This is a genomic window from Nocardiopsis sp. TRM 82005 (assembly GCF_056312425.1).
Window position 1 is genome coordinate 21,674 of sequence record NZ_JBWDTQ010000042.1, and the last position, 14,311, is coordinate 35,984.

At 70.5% G+C, this 14,311-nt stretch carries 14 protein-coding genes; 7 read left to right on the top strand and 7 right to left on the bottom strand.

Going from position 1 to position 14,311, the window contains the following annotated elements; genetic code table 11:
- Positions 1–44 precede the first annotated feature (44 nt).
- Entirely contained in the window at positions 45–1,319 is a 1,275-nt protein-coding gene (locus AC0T5L_RS25995) for a tetratricopeptide repeat protein (RefSeq protein ID WP_476168118.1), read from the top strand.
- A gap of 144 nt (positions 1,320–1,463) precedes the next feature.
- Here the strand turns inward: AC0T5L_RS25995 and AC0T5L_RS26000 are convergent, their stop codons facing one another.
- The 4 genes from AC0T5L_RS26000 to AC0T5L_RS26015 form a co-directional block, all read right to left on the bottom strand.
- Positions 1,464–1,652 carry a DUF5999 family protein gene (locus AC0T5L_RS26000; RefSeq protein WP_476168119.1) on the bottom strand — a complete coding sequence of 63 codons (189 nt, stop codon included), beginning with the start codon at positions 1,650–1,652 and terminating at the stop codon, positions 1,464–1,466.
- 179 nt (positions 1,653–1,831) lie between these two features.
- The gene (locus AC0T5L_RS26005; RefSeq protein ID WP_476168120.1) at positions 1,832–3,280 is read right to left on the bottom strand and encodes a threonine/serine exporter family protein; all 1,449 of its coding nucleotides are present in this window, start codon (positions 3,278–3,280) and stop codon (positions 1,832–1,834) included.
- A 294-nt stretch (positions 3,281–3,574) separates the two neighbouring features.
- Positions 3,575–4,279, bottom strand: a complete 705-nt coding sequence (locus AC0T5L_RS26010) for a response regulator (protein ID WP_476168121.1) — start codon at positions 4,277–4,279, stop codon at positions 3,575–3,577.
- 50 nt (positions 4,280–4,329) lie between these two features.
- The gene (locus AC0T5L_RS26015; protein WP_476168122.1) at positions 4,330–5,166 is read right to left on the bottom strand and encodes a RecB family exonuclease; all 837 of its coding nucleotides are present in this window, start codon (positions 5,164–5,166) and stop codon (positions 4,330–4,332) included.
- Positions 5,167–5,347: 181 nt separating this feature from the next.
- Here AC0T5L_RS26015 and AC0T5L_RS26020 point away from each other — a divergent pair, with 181 nt between their 5' ends.
- Complete coding sequence (locus tag AC0T5L_RS26020; RefSeq protein ID WP_476168123.1) at positions 5,348–6,502, top strand: site-2 protease family protein; 1,155 nt, start codon at positions 5,348–5,350, stop codon at positions 6,500–6,502.
- 45 nt (positions 6,503–6,547) lie between these two features.
- Here the strand turns inward: AC0T5L_RS26020 and AC0T5L_RS26025 are convergent, their stop codons facing one another.
- Both AC0T5L_RS26025 and AC0T5L_RS26030 read right to left on the bottom strand, forming a co-directional pair.
- Positions 6,548–7,021 carry a DNA-processing protein DprA gene (locus AC0T5L_RS26025; protein WP_476168124.1) on the bottom strand — a complete coding sequence of 158 codons (474 nt, stop codon included), beginning with the start codon at positions 7,019–7,021 and terminating at the stop codon, positions 6,548–6,550.
- Positions 7,022–7,053: 32 nt separating this feature from the next.
- A complete protein-coding gene (locus AC0T5L_RS26030; RefSeq protein WP_476168133.1) occupies positions 7,054–8,328 on the bottom strand; it encodes a helix-turn-helix domain-containing protein in 1,275 nt (424 codons plus the stop codon).
- A gap of 262 nt (positions 8,329–8,590) precedes the next feature.
- Between AC0T5L_RS26030 and AC0T5L_RS26035 the strand changes: the two genes are divergently transcribed.
- On the top strand, positions 8,591–8,887 hold the full coding sequence (locus AC0T5L_RS26035; RefSeq protein WP_476168125.1) for a hypothetical protein: 297 nt from the start codon (positions 8,591–8,593) through the stop codon (positions 8,885–8,887).
- 184 nt (positions 8,888–9,071) lie between these two features.
- Here the strand turns inward: AC0T5L_RS26035 and ppgK are convergent, their stop codons facing one another.
- On the bottom strand, positions 9,072–9,836 hold the full coding sequence (ppgK, locus tag AC0T5L_RS26040; protein ID WP_476168126.1) for a polyphosphate--glucose phosphotransferase: 765 nt from the start codon (positions 9,834–9,836) through the stop codon (positions 9,072–9,074).
- A gap of 239 nt (positions 9,837–10,075) precedes the next feature.
- Here ppgK and AC0T5L_RS26045 point away from each other — a divergent pair, with 239 nt between their 5' ends.
- The 4 genes from AC0T5L_RS26045 (at position 10,076) to AC0T5L_RS26060 (ending at position 14,009) form a co-directional block, all read left to right on the top strand.
- Positions 10,076–11,080, top strand: a complete 1,005-nt coding sequence (locus tag AC0T5L_RS26045; RefSeq protein WP_476168134.1) for a tRNA (adenine-N1)-methyltransferase — start codon at positions 10,076–10,078, stop codon at positions 11,078–11,080.
- 324 nt (positions 11,081–11,404) lie between these two features.
- Positions 11,405–13,174, top strand: coding sequence for a proteasome ATPase (gene arc, locus AC0T5L_RS26050; protein WP_476168127.1), 1,770 nt, complete (start codon positions 11,405–11,407; stop codon positions 13,172–13,174).
- A gap of 100 nt (positions 13,175–13,274) precedes the next feature.
- Positions 13,275–13,769 carry a transposase gene (locus AC0T5L_RS26055; RefSeq protein WP_476168128.1) on the top strand — a complete coding sequence of 165 codons (495 nt, stop codon included), beginning with the start codon at positions 13,275–13,277 and terminating at the stop codon, positions 13,767–13,769.
- A gap of 93 nt (positions 13,770–13,862) precedes the next feature.
- Complete coding sequence (locus AC0T5L_RS26060) at positions 13,863–14,009, top strand: IS3 family transposase (protein ID WP_476168135.1); 147 nt, start codon at positions 13,863–13,865, stop codon at positions 14,007–14,009.
- Positions 14,010–14,311 lie beyond the last annotated feature (302 nt).

Genomic DNA, 14,311 nt, shown 5'->3' on the forward strand with positions numbered 1-14,311 from the left:
CGTTCCCGCCCCGAGAACCGACGCCCCCATGGAAAGCGGACTTCATGCCCACGACGTCCGGACCTCCCGCGCGCTCTGGCCCCGCCGACCCGCCTTCGGCCACCGATCCCGAGGACACGGAGGGATCCGCCGTGCCGTCCGGCCGGGACGCCTCCGAAGTGTGCGACCAGGCCCAGGACCTCGCCGAGAGCGGCCACCTCAGACGCGCCGCCAAGCTCTACCAGCAGGCCGTGGCCGCCAACCCCCATCCGCACGTGCAGGCCCGGGCCCTGCTCGGCCTGGCCGTGGTCGAGGACCAGCGCGGCGACCTGTCCGCCGCCCGGGAGGCGGCCCGCCGCGCGTTGGCCACGGGGGACTCGCGGTACGCCCCGCGCGCCGCCTACCACCTCGCGCTCTCCCTGGAAGAGGAGGGCGAGGCCGCCGAGGCCGAACGCGTCTGGCGCCGCCTGCTCGACCTGGGCGGCCCGGTCTACACCGCCGTGGCCAGCTACGGTCTGGCGCGTGCCGCTGAGGTGCGCGGTGACACCGAGGGGGCGGAGGCGCACTGGGAGGCGGCGCTGACCCCGCCGCCCGACCCCGAGGCGGTCAGCCGCCTGCACGCCGCCACGGTCGTCGAGGCCTCCCACGACCTGGCCGGGCGTCTGTTGGAGCGGGGACTGCCCGGCGCCGCCGCGGCGGCCGTCGAACGCGGTCTGTCGGTGGCCGATGATCCGGGGCTGCGTCTGCTGCGCGCGGCCGCCCACCTCGAACACGCCATCGTCGACGTCGGCGCGATCGTCGACCCGGGAGAGGGGGCCGGGGAGGCGGACGGCGTCCGGGAGGCCCCAGCGCCCGGACCGGGTACCTCCGCCGCCGCCGTGGAGCTCCTCTCGGGCCTGCTCACCCTGCGCGGGGATCCCGTCGCGGCCGAACGGATCTGGCGGCTGGGCTTGGGCGATCGGGACCCGGACACCGCGGAGGAGGTGCGCTGGCGGCTACGCAGGGGCTTCGCCCCGCCTCCGGAGGACGGGGACGGCGGGGCCGCGACCCCGTGGTGGGATTCCTACCTGGAGGAGGCCGCGGCGACTGCGAGCGCGCCCGCGCTGGCGGGGGAGCTGTTCGCGGTCATCACCCGGATGCACGCTCTGCTGGCGGTGCCGGTGGTGGAGGGGGAGGCGCGCCCGGCCGCGCTGCGGACCGCCATGGAGCAGGCCCTGCGCACTCCGAGCGAACTGGTGTGGGGGCCCGGCGTGCACGCCGACTTCCGGCGGCGGCTGAGCGAGGCGATGGGCGGCCGGGACGTGCTGCCCGAGGGCTGGCCCGACCAGGGCGGGGGCTGACCGACAGCCGGTCAGCCCCCGTCGGCGCGTCGCCGTCCGGTCCTGTGGGAGCCGGCGACACGCCACCGCCCGGGCGGCCGTGGGCCCTTCGGGCGGGGGCGTGTGACTCACGGCCGCGGTGCCGGCCGGTGCCCGCCTGTGCGGTCAGGCGGCGGCGCGGGGCCGGTGCGGGGCGACGGAGGCCCCGTCGGGGAGCAGCTCACCGGTGTCCTCGAAAAGGACCACACCGTTGCAGAGCAGGCTCCACCCCTGCTCTGGGTGACTGGAGACGACCCGGGCCGCTTCGCGGTCGGTGTCCTCGAAGGACGGGCAGGAAGGTTCATGGCTGCACATGGGACTGGCCTTTCGGTCCAAAGGTGCTCGTCGTTGAGCTGAGGCCAAGGGTAGTGGCTCACATCACATGCTTGTTGCGGTTTGGATCGAATGCGATGGCCCCGACCGCCGTCGTCCGCTCTCACGGGGTAGGACACGTCCGGGGCGACATTGGTGCTCTCCTGTCGGCCGGAGGGAGCTCAGTACCCGCCGCGCGTTCGGCGTGCCGCCGGGCGGCTGCGCATCCCGGCGCCCGCCAGGCCGCCGCGCTGGAAGACCCGCATCAGCTCGCCGCCCAGGTTGACCCCGGCGCCCAGTGCCAGGCCCACCATGACCGCCTCCGCCAGACTGAGCAGGCCCGCCACCGCGTTGCCCTCCACGGTGCCGCTGCCCTGTGTGATCTGGATCAGCCCCCGGTACAGGATGCTTCCCGGCAGCACCGGCGCGATCGAGGGCACCAGGTACGGCAGCACCGGCCTGCGCGTGCGCCGCGCCAGCCAGTGGCCCACCACGCCCACCGCGACCGCGCCCGCGACCGTGCCCACCACGGGCGGCACGTCCAGCACGGAGCGCAGGCCCGCGTAGATCGTCCAGACCATCACGCCGAGCACGCCGATGGTCGGCAGCATCCGGGGTGGCACCGCTAGCGATATCGCGAACGCCATCGCGATCCCCGCCGAGCCGATCAGGACCGGTAGCTCCAGGGACGTGCCCGCCGTGGGAAGGCTGTCCAGGTCGATGCTCACGCCCAGGCGCACCGCGGTGTAGGCGACCGCGCCCACGCCCGAGACGATCGCGCCCAGGATGAAGAAGGTCTCGAACAGGCGGGCCGCCGCGGACACGTAGGTGCCGCTGATGCCGTCCTGGAGACTGGCCACCAGCGGGCGGCCGGGCAGCAGGGCCATGATGTTTCCGGTGATGATCGCCCCCGCCTGCATCCCCAGGTCCAGCGTGCTGCTCACCCACAGCATGGCCACGCCGATCGTCGCCGCGACGATCGCGGCCGCCGTCATCTGGTAGAACTCCGCGACGCCGCGCTTGGCCAGGAACACCGCGGTGCGGTCGCCCAGCACGGTGGCCAGGAACGCCACGGTCGCCACGATGAGGCCGCCGCCCATCATGAGGCTCGCGCTGGAGGCGATGAGGCCGAACCCGAGCGCGATGAGCCAGTTCGGGTAGGGCATCCTGGCACGCCGGATCTGCTTCAGGCGGGCGGCGGCGTCCTCCAGCTCCAGCAGCCCCAGCGCGGACTCCTGCACCAGGGTGTGCAGCTCGTTGACGCGGAAGTAGTCCAGGGTGCGGCGGCGCACCACCCGCTCGCCGGTGATCGGGTGGTGGTCGCCGCCGGGGTGGAGCGAGAGGGTGATCGTGGTGAAGGTGACCGAGACCTCCGAGCGCGGCAGGTCGAAGGCGACGGAGAGGCTGAGCATGGCTTCACTGACGGTCTCGGTGCCCTCGCCGCTGGCCAGCATCAGCTCGCCCACGCGCAGCACCAGGTCGATGGCGCGCGCGTCGGGGAGGTCGGCGTCCTCGTCCTCGTCGAGGCCCTCCGGGGTCAGCTCGCGCTCGTGCGCCGCACGCCAGTCCCGCATCCTGCTGAGCAGGCGGTCCTCGCTCGGGGGTACGGGGCGTTCCCGCTTGCTTGGCATCCCTGTCTCCGTTTCCTCCCCGCCTGCACACCGCGGTGGTCGGCGCGTTGATCAAACCCTTGAGGGGACGCGGCCCGAGAGTGCCGGGTTCGCCCGGAGCGGGGGCGGTTGCCAGTGAGTTCGATCACCGGAACATCCTGTCAAGACGTGTGACCCCCCGACAGCGACGCGCCGGGTCACGGGGGCGGTCGTGGGGCCTCGGGGAAGGGCCCTACCCGGGCGGGGCGTGAAGGTGCGGCCGGGGTGGAGGGGATGTGCCGGGCGGGTCACGAGCGTCGGCGCCCGGTCCGTGGTTCATCGGGAGGGCGGTCCGGTGTCCTCGTCGCGTTGTCCTGGGCGGACCAGTCCGTGCTCGTAGGCGTGCACCACAGCCTGAACCCGGTCGCGCAGTCCCAGCTTGGTCAGGATGCTGCCCACGTGTGACTTGACGGTGGTCTCGCCAAGCACCAGATGGGCGGCGATCTCGGCGTTGGACCATCCGCGTGCGAGCAGCCGCAGGACCTCGTGCTCGCGGGCGGTCAGCGGGTCCTCGTCGGCCTCGGCGCCGGGCGGGGCCGCGGGCAGGAGCGGGGCGAAGCGGTCCAGCAGACGGCGCAGCACCGGCGGGGAGACGATCGCCGCCCCGTCCGCGACGACCTCGACGGCCGACACGAGCTCGGTGGGCGGCGCGTCCTTGAGCAGGAAACCGGTGGCGCCCGCGCGCAGCACCTCGACCGCGTACTCGTCCAGGTCGAAGGTGGTGAGGGCCAGTACCCGTACCCGGTGGCCCAGGGGCCGCGCCCATGACACGATCTGCCGGGTGGCCTCGATGCCGTCCATCCCGGCCATGCGCACGTCCATGAGGACGACGTCGGGCAGCAGGCTTCGAACCTCGCGGACCGCCTCGCGGCCGTCGGAGGCCTCACCCACCACTGACAGGTGTGGAACGGACTCCAGGATCATACGGAAACCGGCGCGGACGAGGGGCTGGTCGTCGACCAGCAGTACTGAGACGGGCACACGGGTGATTGTGCCGTATCCGAAGGGGCGGCCCCGCCCGGGCAACGGGGTCAGGCTTCGGAGGCCGGGGCGGAGGAGCGGACCACCGGGGCGGGCAGGGGCGGCGGGGTGCCGCCGAACTCCGGGCACAGCGCCTGGTGCTCGCACCAGCCGCAGAGCTTGCTCTTCCTGGGTTTCCAGACCCCGGAGCGTCCGGCCGCCTCGATCTGCGTCCAGATATCGGAGATCTCGGTCTCGGCGGCCCGCAGTTCGTCCTCGGTGGGGTCGTACCAGCGCACGGCACCGTCGCCTCCCAGGTAGACGAGCTGGAGGCGGGTGGGGACGATGCCGAGGTCGCGCCAGACCATCACCGCGTAGAAGAAGATCTGGAATCTGGCCTTGTCCTCGAAGCGGGGGTGTGGCGACTTGCCGGTCTTGTAGTCCACGATCCGGATCTGTCCGGAGGGGGCGACGTCAAGGCGGTCCACGTAGCCGCGCAGCTTGAGTCCGGTGGGCAGGGACACGTCCATGCGCATCTCGCGGTCACGGGGTTCCAGGGCGGCGGGGTTCTCCAGGTCGAAGTAGCGGCGGACCAGGGCGCGGGCCGACTCCAGCCAGGTGTCGCGCTCGGCCTCGTCGGCGAAGAGCTCCTCCACCTCGGGTTTCTTCTCGCGCAGCTTCTTCCACTGGGGGTCGACGAGGCTGAGGGCGTTGAGCGGGGTGCGCGACTCGGAGGGCAGCTCGTACAGGCGCTCCAGGCAGGCGTGGACGAGGGTACCGCGCAGGGCCGCCGCGCTGGGTGCCTCGGGGAGCCGGTCGATGGTGCGGAAGCGGAACAGCAGGGGGCATTGCAGGAAGTCGGAGGCCCTGGAGGGGGAGAGGGCGGACGGCAGGAGCGCGGTGGTCATGTGACGAGCCTACGAGAAGGCTGTGACAAGGGGAAAGCCGCGAACGTGGCCGTGGTCGGCTGATCGGGTCGGGGGACGAGGGGCGGAGGGGAGGAGTCCGGTTCGGCCATCGCGCACGCGGTGGATGCACTGCTCCGGAGGGGGGCCGTGGGCCGGTGCGGATGGGCCATAGGCTGGGGGTGTGACGACCGGTAGTGATCCATCCGCGCCCAGCCCCCGCGACCGTTCCGCCAAGCCGGGGTTACTGATCGGCCGTCCCTTCGGTATCCCCGTCTACGTGACGCCCTCGTGGCTGATCGTGGCGGTGCTGATCACCCTGGTCTACGGCGGCATCGTCCAGGGCCGCCTGGCGCTGGGCCCCGCCGCCTACCTTCTGGCGTTCGTCTTCGCCGTCCTGCTCTACGTCTCGGTCCTGGTGCACGAGCTCGCCCACTCGGTGGTCGCGCGCATGTACGGCCTGCCGGTCCGGCGCATCGTGCTGTATGTGCTGGGCGGGGTCTCCGAGATCGAACGCGAGGCGCCCACCCCGGGCCGTGAGTTCTGGATCGCGTTCGCCGGCCCCCTGTTCTCGCTGCTCCTGGCAGCGGGCGGGTTCGGCCTGTTCCTGTTCGCCGACCCGTTCAGTGTGGTCGGTGAGCTGCTGTTCCAGCTGTGGATCGCCAACCTGCTGGTGGGTGTGTTCAACCTGCTGCCCGGGCTCCCCCTGGACGGCGGGCGGCTGCTGCGCGCCGGGGTGTGGAAGGCGACGGGCAGGCCCTTCCTGGGGAGTGTGGCCGCCGCCTGGGGTGGCCGGGTACTGGCACTGGTGGTCGTGGCCCTGCCGTTCCTGCTCGCCTGGTCGGCGGGCGGGTGGCCCGGTCCCTGGGCCGTGGTGTGGGGCCTGGTTCTGGGCGGCTTCATGTGGATGGGCGCCACGGACGCGCTGCGCACCGCTCGGGTGCGCGAGCGGATTCCCGGCTTGCGGGCTCGTGACATGGCCCGGAAGGCGGTGACGGTGCTGGCTGACACCTCGCTCGCCGAGGCCGGGCGCCGTGCGGGGGAGGCGGGGGCCGTGGAGGTCGTGGTGACCGACTCCGACGGCACGGCGACCTCGATCGTGCATCCGGCGGCGGCCGAGGCGATCGCTGAGGAGCGCCGGGCGTGGGTGCCGGTATCGAGTGTGGCCCGGGCGATCACCGAGCACTCGCTGGTGCCTGTGGGGCTGGAGGGCGAGGAACTGCTGAACACGCTCTCTCGGTATCCGGTGCCCGAGTACCTGGTGGTGGCGGAGGACGGCGGCGTGCGCGGGGTACTGCGGGCCGTGGACGTGAACGCGGCGGTGTCGGGCCGGAACTGACCGGGCGTTGCCGTGCCGGGCGACAGGGGGGCGGCGCGCCGGGTCTCAGCGGCGGGCTCCCTCGGGCCACAGCACCGATACCGGGCGAAAGAGCGAACGCGCGTAGGCCACCACGTCGGCGGTGCCGCCGGGGCCCCGTGCGGGCTGGCCGTCCCAGACGGCCACCAGTTGGTCGCAGCGCTGCACGATCAGTTTTCCGGCCTCCATATGCGCCTTGGGGGTGGACGCGGCGTGTGGTAGCTCGTGGACGAGGACGGCCTGCCCCAACAGGCGGTCGTAGACGGGGTGGTGCTCCTTCGGGAGCGCCTCCCGGTAGCCGGCGGCGGGGACGACCGCCTCCAGCGGTGCCCCAGCGGCCACGACCGCCTCGGCGAAGACGGCGTCGGCGCCGTCGGCCAGGCAGGACAGACCCACCATCTCGCAGCCGTGGGGCTCCAGGCGGGTGAAGACCAGCTCGGCGACGGCACTGCTCACCTCGGGGGGCAGGGCACGGTGGCCGGTGACTCCGATGCGGATCACGAAACCTCCCTGTTGGTCGCTTCGCGGCTTTTCTACCCGGAAGCGGTATTGCCGGTAATCAGTGACAGAATCCGGTCGTCCAGGTCGGCGACGCAGCGTGCCCGCGGCCCGGAGTATCGGCGCCGGAAGGTCCGCACCCGTCCGATGACCCGCTCGGACCCGAACCGCATCCCCGTGCTCAGAGCCTCCTGGGCCAGGCGGAACGCCTCGTCCACGTCGCCCGCGTCGGCGTGCGCCGAGGCCAGTTCCACCTGTAGTACGGCGGACTGCTTGGCGTTGGCCGTTCTCGGGGCGAACGCCTCGGCGAAGGCCCGGCGTGCGTCGTGCGGCCGGCTCAGCCGTACGCCCACCAGGGCCCGGTAACCGGCGACCTTGGTCTCGTCGAAGGCGAACACCCACGGCCAGGGCGGATCGGTGTTGGCCGACCGGATCACCTCTTTCTCCGCCCGGCCGATGGCGTGCGCGGCGGCCGGGCCGTCACCGGTCCCGGCGTGCGCGAGCGCCTCCATGCAGGCGAGCCAGGCGCGGGCGGTGGGGTGGGCCGAGGGGCCGAGGACGTGCTTGGCCTCGTGGACCAGTTCCAGGCCCAGGTGGGGATCCTCCGCGGTGTCGGTCTCGAAGGCCGCCAGCGAGCCCAGCATGTACACGTCGAGCAGGCGTATGCCCGCCTGCCGCGCACGTACCACCGCCGTGCGGTAGTAGGTGCGCGCCGAGCCCGTGTCGCCCTGGTCGGCGTGCAGCCAGGCGGCGAACCCCGAGGCCTCGCTGGCGGCCGCACTCAGTTCCGCGTGGAACGGTGTCCTGTGCGAATGCCCGAGCATCTGCTCGGACAGATGCACGTGCGCCACCGCGCTTGGCAGCAGGTGGCGGGCGGGAGAGGCGGCGTCCATGCGGCGCTGGCCCCCGGTGATGGAGCGTAGGGCGGCGGCGGTCGTTTCGTTGACGGAGCGGTGAGCCGCCACCGGGACGCCCGGCGGGGTGGCGGCCGTGGAGGCGGCGGTGAGCAGGGCGCTCGCGGCGACCACGCGTCCGAAGTCGCGGCGTCTCGTGGTGTCCACTCCCTTCTCGGCGGGACCGGCCTGGGGCGGTGCGCCGCCGAAGCGCAGCAGGTGCAGCGGGATGTCCAGCCGCCGGGCGAGGTCGTGCACCTGGTTGATGGTCAGTGACTGCTGGCCGTTGAGCACGCGCGAGACCCAGCTCTGGGAGTAGTCGATCGCACGGGCGAGGTCGCCTTGGGACCATCCGCGTGCGGTGCGCACGCCTTCGATGACCGTCGCCATGTCACAGGTGGCCAGTGCGCTCGCCATGCGAGGCCGTGTCCACAGGTCCGGTGGAAGAACGCCGTCTGGTTGTTGGGGCATGAGCTTAGATTAGGGATTCCGGGCGGCCTCGGTGGCTATGTGTGAGAAAGAAGGGGCCATGCGGGATCCGCATAGGCCCACCCGTTCCCCTCGCGGATACGGCAGAGTGCAAGGGTCGTTGGTCCCGGAAGAGCCTGGGAGGGGAAGCCCCGTGACCGTTGAGACCCCGTCTGTGGGAAACCCGAGCCTGAGATGTGAGCCTGATGCGGTGAACCGTGTGGAGCTGGCAGGTCTCGCCCTGAGGGGACTGGCCGCCGAACTGCGCTCGCGGGGGGTGGAGGTTCGGGAGGACGGGGTGTTCGGCGCCGTCGACGCCGGGCCCAGAGCTCGGCCCCAGCGCGCACTGCTGAGGCCGCACCGTGGCGGTCTGTGGTGGTGGATGCGCTGGCCGGTCCAGGACGGTGTTCCCCCCGCGCTGGCGGGGGTCCCCCTGTCGCCGGTCGCCCGGACCTCCGACGCCGCACGGCGGATCGCGGGCGCCCTGTCCATGTCCGGCGGCACTTGAGCACGCGCGGGCACTGTCCCGCGCTCACACGGGCGTGAGTGTCTCCCACGCCCGGAAGGCGGGCGGGGCCCGGGCTTTCCCCGAAACCCAGTCTCCCTCTGCACGGGGCCGTCCGGCCCCGCCCGCCTTTCCCACCGCATCGGTCAGCGGCCTCGCCGCGTCGACCGGGGCCGTGCGCGGTCCCTCAGACGGACTCCGTCTCGACGGCGGCCAGGGCGGCGCCGACGATTCCCGCCGTGTTGCGCAGCGACGCGGCCACGATGGGCGTCCGGATGCCCAGCAGGGGGAGGAACTTGTCCGCCTTGCGGCTCACTCCGCCGCCGACCACGATCAGGTCCGGCCACAGCAGGTCCTCGACCACCCGGTAGTAGCGGTGCAGCCGCTCGGTCGCCCACTCGTGGTACGACAACCCCTCCTCGTCCTTGGTCGCGGACGAGGCCCGCGTCTCCGCGTCGTGGCCGTCGACCTCCAGGTGCCCGAACTCGGTGTTGGGCACCAGCTTTCCGTCCACCACCAGGGCGGAGCCGATCCCCGTGCCCAGGGTCGTCATCAGCACCACCCCCGAGACCCCCTTGGCGGAGCCGTACCGGGTCTCCGCCACGGCCGCGGCGTCGGCGTCGTTGAGGACGCGTACCGGCTGACCGGTGGCCTCGCTGAACAGCGTCCGCGCGTCGGTGCCGATCCAGCTCTTGTCCAGGTTGGCGGAGGTGCGCACCACACCCTGCTGGACCACGCCCGGGAAGGTGACGCCCACGGGTGCCCCCGCCGCCTCGGGGAAGGACTCGACGATCTCATGCACGATCTCGGCCACCGCGGTGGTGGCCGAGCGGTCGGGCGTGAGGACCTTCTTGCGCTCCTTGAGGAACTCGCCGGTGGTCAGATCAACCGGCGCCCCCTTGATCCCGCTGCCGCCGATGTCGATTCCCAGCCCCGTGGTCAGCTGTGACATGGGTCGTCTCCCGTGGTCCTCGTGTGGTGGATGGGCGTCGTCACGGCCCCGCAGGCTGATACTGCCCTGACAGAGGGCTTTTCGCACGTGCCGTCCCGCCGCTGCGGCCGATGGTGTCCGGTTCGAGCACGCCTCCGCCCGCCTCCTCCGCCCCGGACCCGTTCGCCGCGGTACCGGGAGGCCGATAGCCTGGGCGATCGCCCTGACAACCAATAGCGATGTGGAAGACGAGAGCGACGTTGACCGGTATCCATGGCCGCCGCGGCCCCTTCACCGACGGCGACACCGTGCAGTTGACCGACCCCAAGGGTCGCATGCACACGATCACACTGCGTGAAGGCGGCGCCTTCCACTCGCACAAGGGCAAGGTCGACCACGACGACCTCATCGACCAGCCCGAGGGCAGCGTGGTTCGTTCCAACACCGGCACGGCCTATGTGGCGCTGCGCCCTCTGCTGATCGACTACACCCTGTCGATGAAGCGCGGTGCGACCATCGTCTACCCCAAGGACGCCGCCCAGGTGCTCGTGGAGGCCGACATCTTCCCGGGCGCGCGTGTGGTGGAGGCCGGGGCGGGCTCTGGCGCCATGTCCAACTGGCTGCTGCGCGCGGTCGGCGAGCAGGGCATGGTGCACTCCTACGAGCGCCGCGCCGACTTCGCCGAGATCGCCCGCAAGAACGTGGAGCGCTTCTACGGCGGCCCGCACCCGGCCTGGAAGCTCACCGTCGGCGACCTGGTCGAGGAGCTGGACGAGACCGAGGTCGACCGCGTCTTCCTGGACATGCTCGCCCCCTGGGAATGCCTGGACGCGGTCGCCCGCGCCCTCATCCCCGGTGGCCTGGTGTGCTGCTACGTCGCCACCACCACCCAGCTGTCGCGCGTGGTGGAGGAGCTGCGCGAGGACGCCCGCTTCTACGAGCCGCGCTCATGGGAGACCATGCTGCGGACCTGGCACGTGGAAGGCCTGGCGGTGCGCCCGGACCACCGCATGATCGGACACACCGGGTTCCTGGTGGTCGCGCGCCGTCTGGCTGACGGCGTCGAGGCCCCCGACCGCCGCCGCCGTCCGGCCAAGGGCGCCTACGGCAAGGACTACACGGCCGCGCGGGAGAAGGAACGGCGCATGGCCGGGGAACCGGCGGAGCGACCCTCGGCCGATGACGTCAAGCCCCTGACCACCGAGGAGAAGGCGCCCGAGGGATCGGCCTCCGGTGCCGACACCGAGGCCTCCGCCGACGGTTAGCGCCACCGCCCCCGCTTCCTGAGCCCGCCCGGACACGCCGGCCGCCACGGACACCCTCCGTGTGGTTTCGCCGCCTTTGTCCGGGCGGGCTCTGGCGTATCCGGGCAAGCCCGCTGACGTGCGCCGGGAAGGCCGCCGGCGGCCGCGAACCTCTTGTCCGGGATCGGACCCGGAGGTTACTTTCTCATTACGTCGAGTCATGCGGTAGCACTCTGACCTGTGATGACGCAAGACTCGAAAATGAGGCCTACGACACTTGTCCGTCTCGGGAGGTTAGGAATCGGGCGAGGGTAGGTAGGCTCCGATGTAGTTCCTCATAGGGAGGTGGCGGACGTGGCCGAGCGCGACGACGAGCGTCAAAACGACCGGGACCGTGAAGTCGCAGAACTTACGGCTCAGGTCTCCTACATGGAAAAGGAACTCAGCGTGGTTCGGCGTAAGCTCGCTGATTCGCCCCGTCATGTACGCCTGTTGGAGGAGCGGCTACGGGAGGCACAGGCCAACCTTGCCGCCGCCAACGGTCAGAACGAACGGCTCGTCTCCACTTTGAAGGAGGCGCGCGAGCAGATCGTGGCGCTCAAGGAGGAGGTCGACCGGTTGGCCCAGCCGCCGTCCGGTTTCGGCGTCTACCTGGGCTCGCGCGAAGACGAGACCGTCGAGATCTTTACGAACGGCCGCAAGATGCGGGTCAACGTTAGTCCCTCGGTGGACCTGGACGCCCTACGGCCAGGCCAGGAGGTCATGCTCAACGAGGCCTTCAACGTCGTCGAGGTGGAGTCCTTCGAGACCGTCGGCGAGGTCGTCATGCTCAAGGAGGTCCTTGAGGACGGCGAGCGCGCCCTGGTGATCTCCCACCACGACGAGGAGCGGATCGTGCGGCTGGCCGAGCCGCTGCGCGACGAGCCGATCCGCCCCGGGGACTCGCTGCTGTTGGAGTCGCGTTCGGGCTATGTGTATGAGCGCATACCCAAGTCCGAGGTCGAGGAGCTCATCCTCGAAGAGGTCCCCGACATCTCCTACACCAACATCGGTGGCCTGACAGGGCAGATCGAGATGATCCGCGACGCGGTCGAGTTGCCCTACCTGTACAAGGAGCTGTTCTACGAGCACCAGCTGCGCCCGCCCAAGGGCGTACTGCTCTACGGCCCTCCCGGATGCGGTAAGACGCTCATCGCCAAGGCGGTCGCCAACTCGCTGGCCAAGCAGGTCTCCGAGCGCACCGGCCGCGACGTCGGTAAGAGCTTCTTCCTCAACATCAAGGGCCCGGAGCTGCTCAACAAGTACGTGGGAGAGACCGAGCGCCACATCCGTCTGGTCTTCCAGCGCGCGCGTGAGAAGGCTTCCGAAGGCACCCCGGTCATCGTCTTCTTCGACGAGATGGACTCGATCTTCCGCACCCGCGGCTCGGGTGTGTCCTCCGACGTGGAGAACACGATCGTGCCCCAGCTCCTCAGCGAGATCGACGGCGTCGAGGGCCTGGAGAACGTCATCGTCATCGGTGCCTCCAACCGCGAGGACATGATCGACCCCGCGATCCTGCGGCCCGGGCGCCTGGACGTCAAGATCAAGATCGAGCGGCCCGACGCCGAGGCGGCCCGCGACATCTTCGGCAAGTACATCACCCCCGACCTGCCGCTGCACGACGAGGACCTCGCCGAGCACGGTGGTTCGGCCAAGGCCACGGTGGACGCCATGATCCAGCGGGTCGTGGAGCGGATGTACACCGAGGAGGAGGAGAACCGCTTCCTGGAGGTCACCTACGCCAACGGTGACAAGGAGGTCCTGTACTTCAAGGACTTCAACTCCGGCGCGATGATCGAGAACATCGTTTCGCGGGCCAAGAAGATGGCCATCAAGGACTTCATCGACCACAGCGCCAAGGGTCTGCGGGTCTCGCACCTGCTACAGGCCTGCGTGGACGAGTTCAGCGAGAACGAGGACCTGCCCAACACCACCAACCCCGACGACTGGGCGCGGATCTCCGGAAAGAAGGGCGAGCGCATCGTCTACATCCGGACCCTGGTCACGGGCAAGAAGGGCGCGGACTCCGGTCGGAGCATCGACACGGTGCCCAACACCGGCCAGTACCTGTAGGAACGCACCTGCCAGAGCGCTCTGGGGGCCGGGCCGCCTTTGAACTGCTCCCCGGAAGTCGGACTGGAAAATCCAGTTCCGTCTACCGGGGAGCAGTTCCATGTATCCCACGAGTTCGCTGTCTGAGCAGCAGCGCGAGGCAGCCCTGGACCTGTTCGAGGCAGGACACGGCAGAGACGCCACCGCCACCCGTGTGGGTGTGTCCCCGAACGCGGTGAGACGCTTGCACGACAGGTGGAAGCTCAGAGGAAGAACAGCGCTGACACCCGAACCCACAAAGCGGTCGTTCTCGTTCGAGTTCAAGCTCGACCTCGTGCGCAAGGTCGTGCAGGGCCAAGCATCCGCAGCCGAGCTGGCACATGAGCATGCGCTGTCCTCGCCCAAGCTGGTCGAGAACTGGGTACGCGCCTACCGGCGCGAGGGCGAGCAGGCCCTGCACCCCAAACGCAAAGGCCGCCCACCGGACAGCACCAAGCATCCGGCCGGGCAGGAGATGAGCGAGGTGGAAAGGCTCCGCCGGGAGAACGAACGCCTGGCCGCAGAGAACGCCTACCTGAAAAAACTGCGGGCCTTGAGGGAGCAGGGGCAGCGGTGAAGACCCAGGCCGTGGCCACCCTCAAGGCCGAGCACCGGCTGGCAGTGCTGCTGCACGTGGCGGGTCTGGCCCGCTCCACGTTTCAAGGAAGAGCTGTTCACCCAGGCTCGGTTCGAGACCGTTGCGGAGTTCATCGCCGCTGTGGGTGAGTACATCGAGTGGTACAACACCACCCGTATCTCCACGACGTTGAAGGGCCTGAGCCCGGTTGAGTACCGGGCTCAGGCCCTGGCGGCCTAACCTTCAGTTAGCCGGTCCAACATCTGGGAACCAGTTCAACTTTCCGGTCGGCCCCTGCTCGTGCCGGTCGTTTCCGGGACCCGTGATGGCAGGGTGATGGCAAAATTCTGAGGCATGGGTGGGCCGGGAGTGCCCCCAGCAGTCCTCTCATGGATCACCGACAGTAACCATCCAGGGTTGGCGCGGGGCCGCGAACATGAGGACGGCCGCTACCGGTCTTATCCGTGATCTTGCTTCGGTTCGGTGGACAGGTGTCCGCTTTCGGATACTTTGCCATCGAACGAGGAGATTGAAGTGCCCAG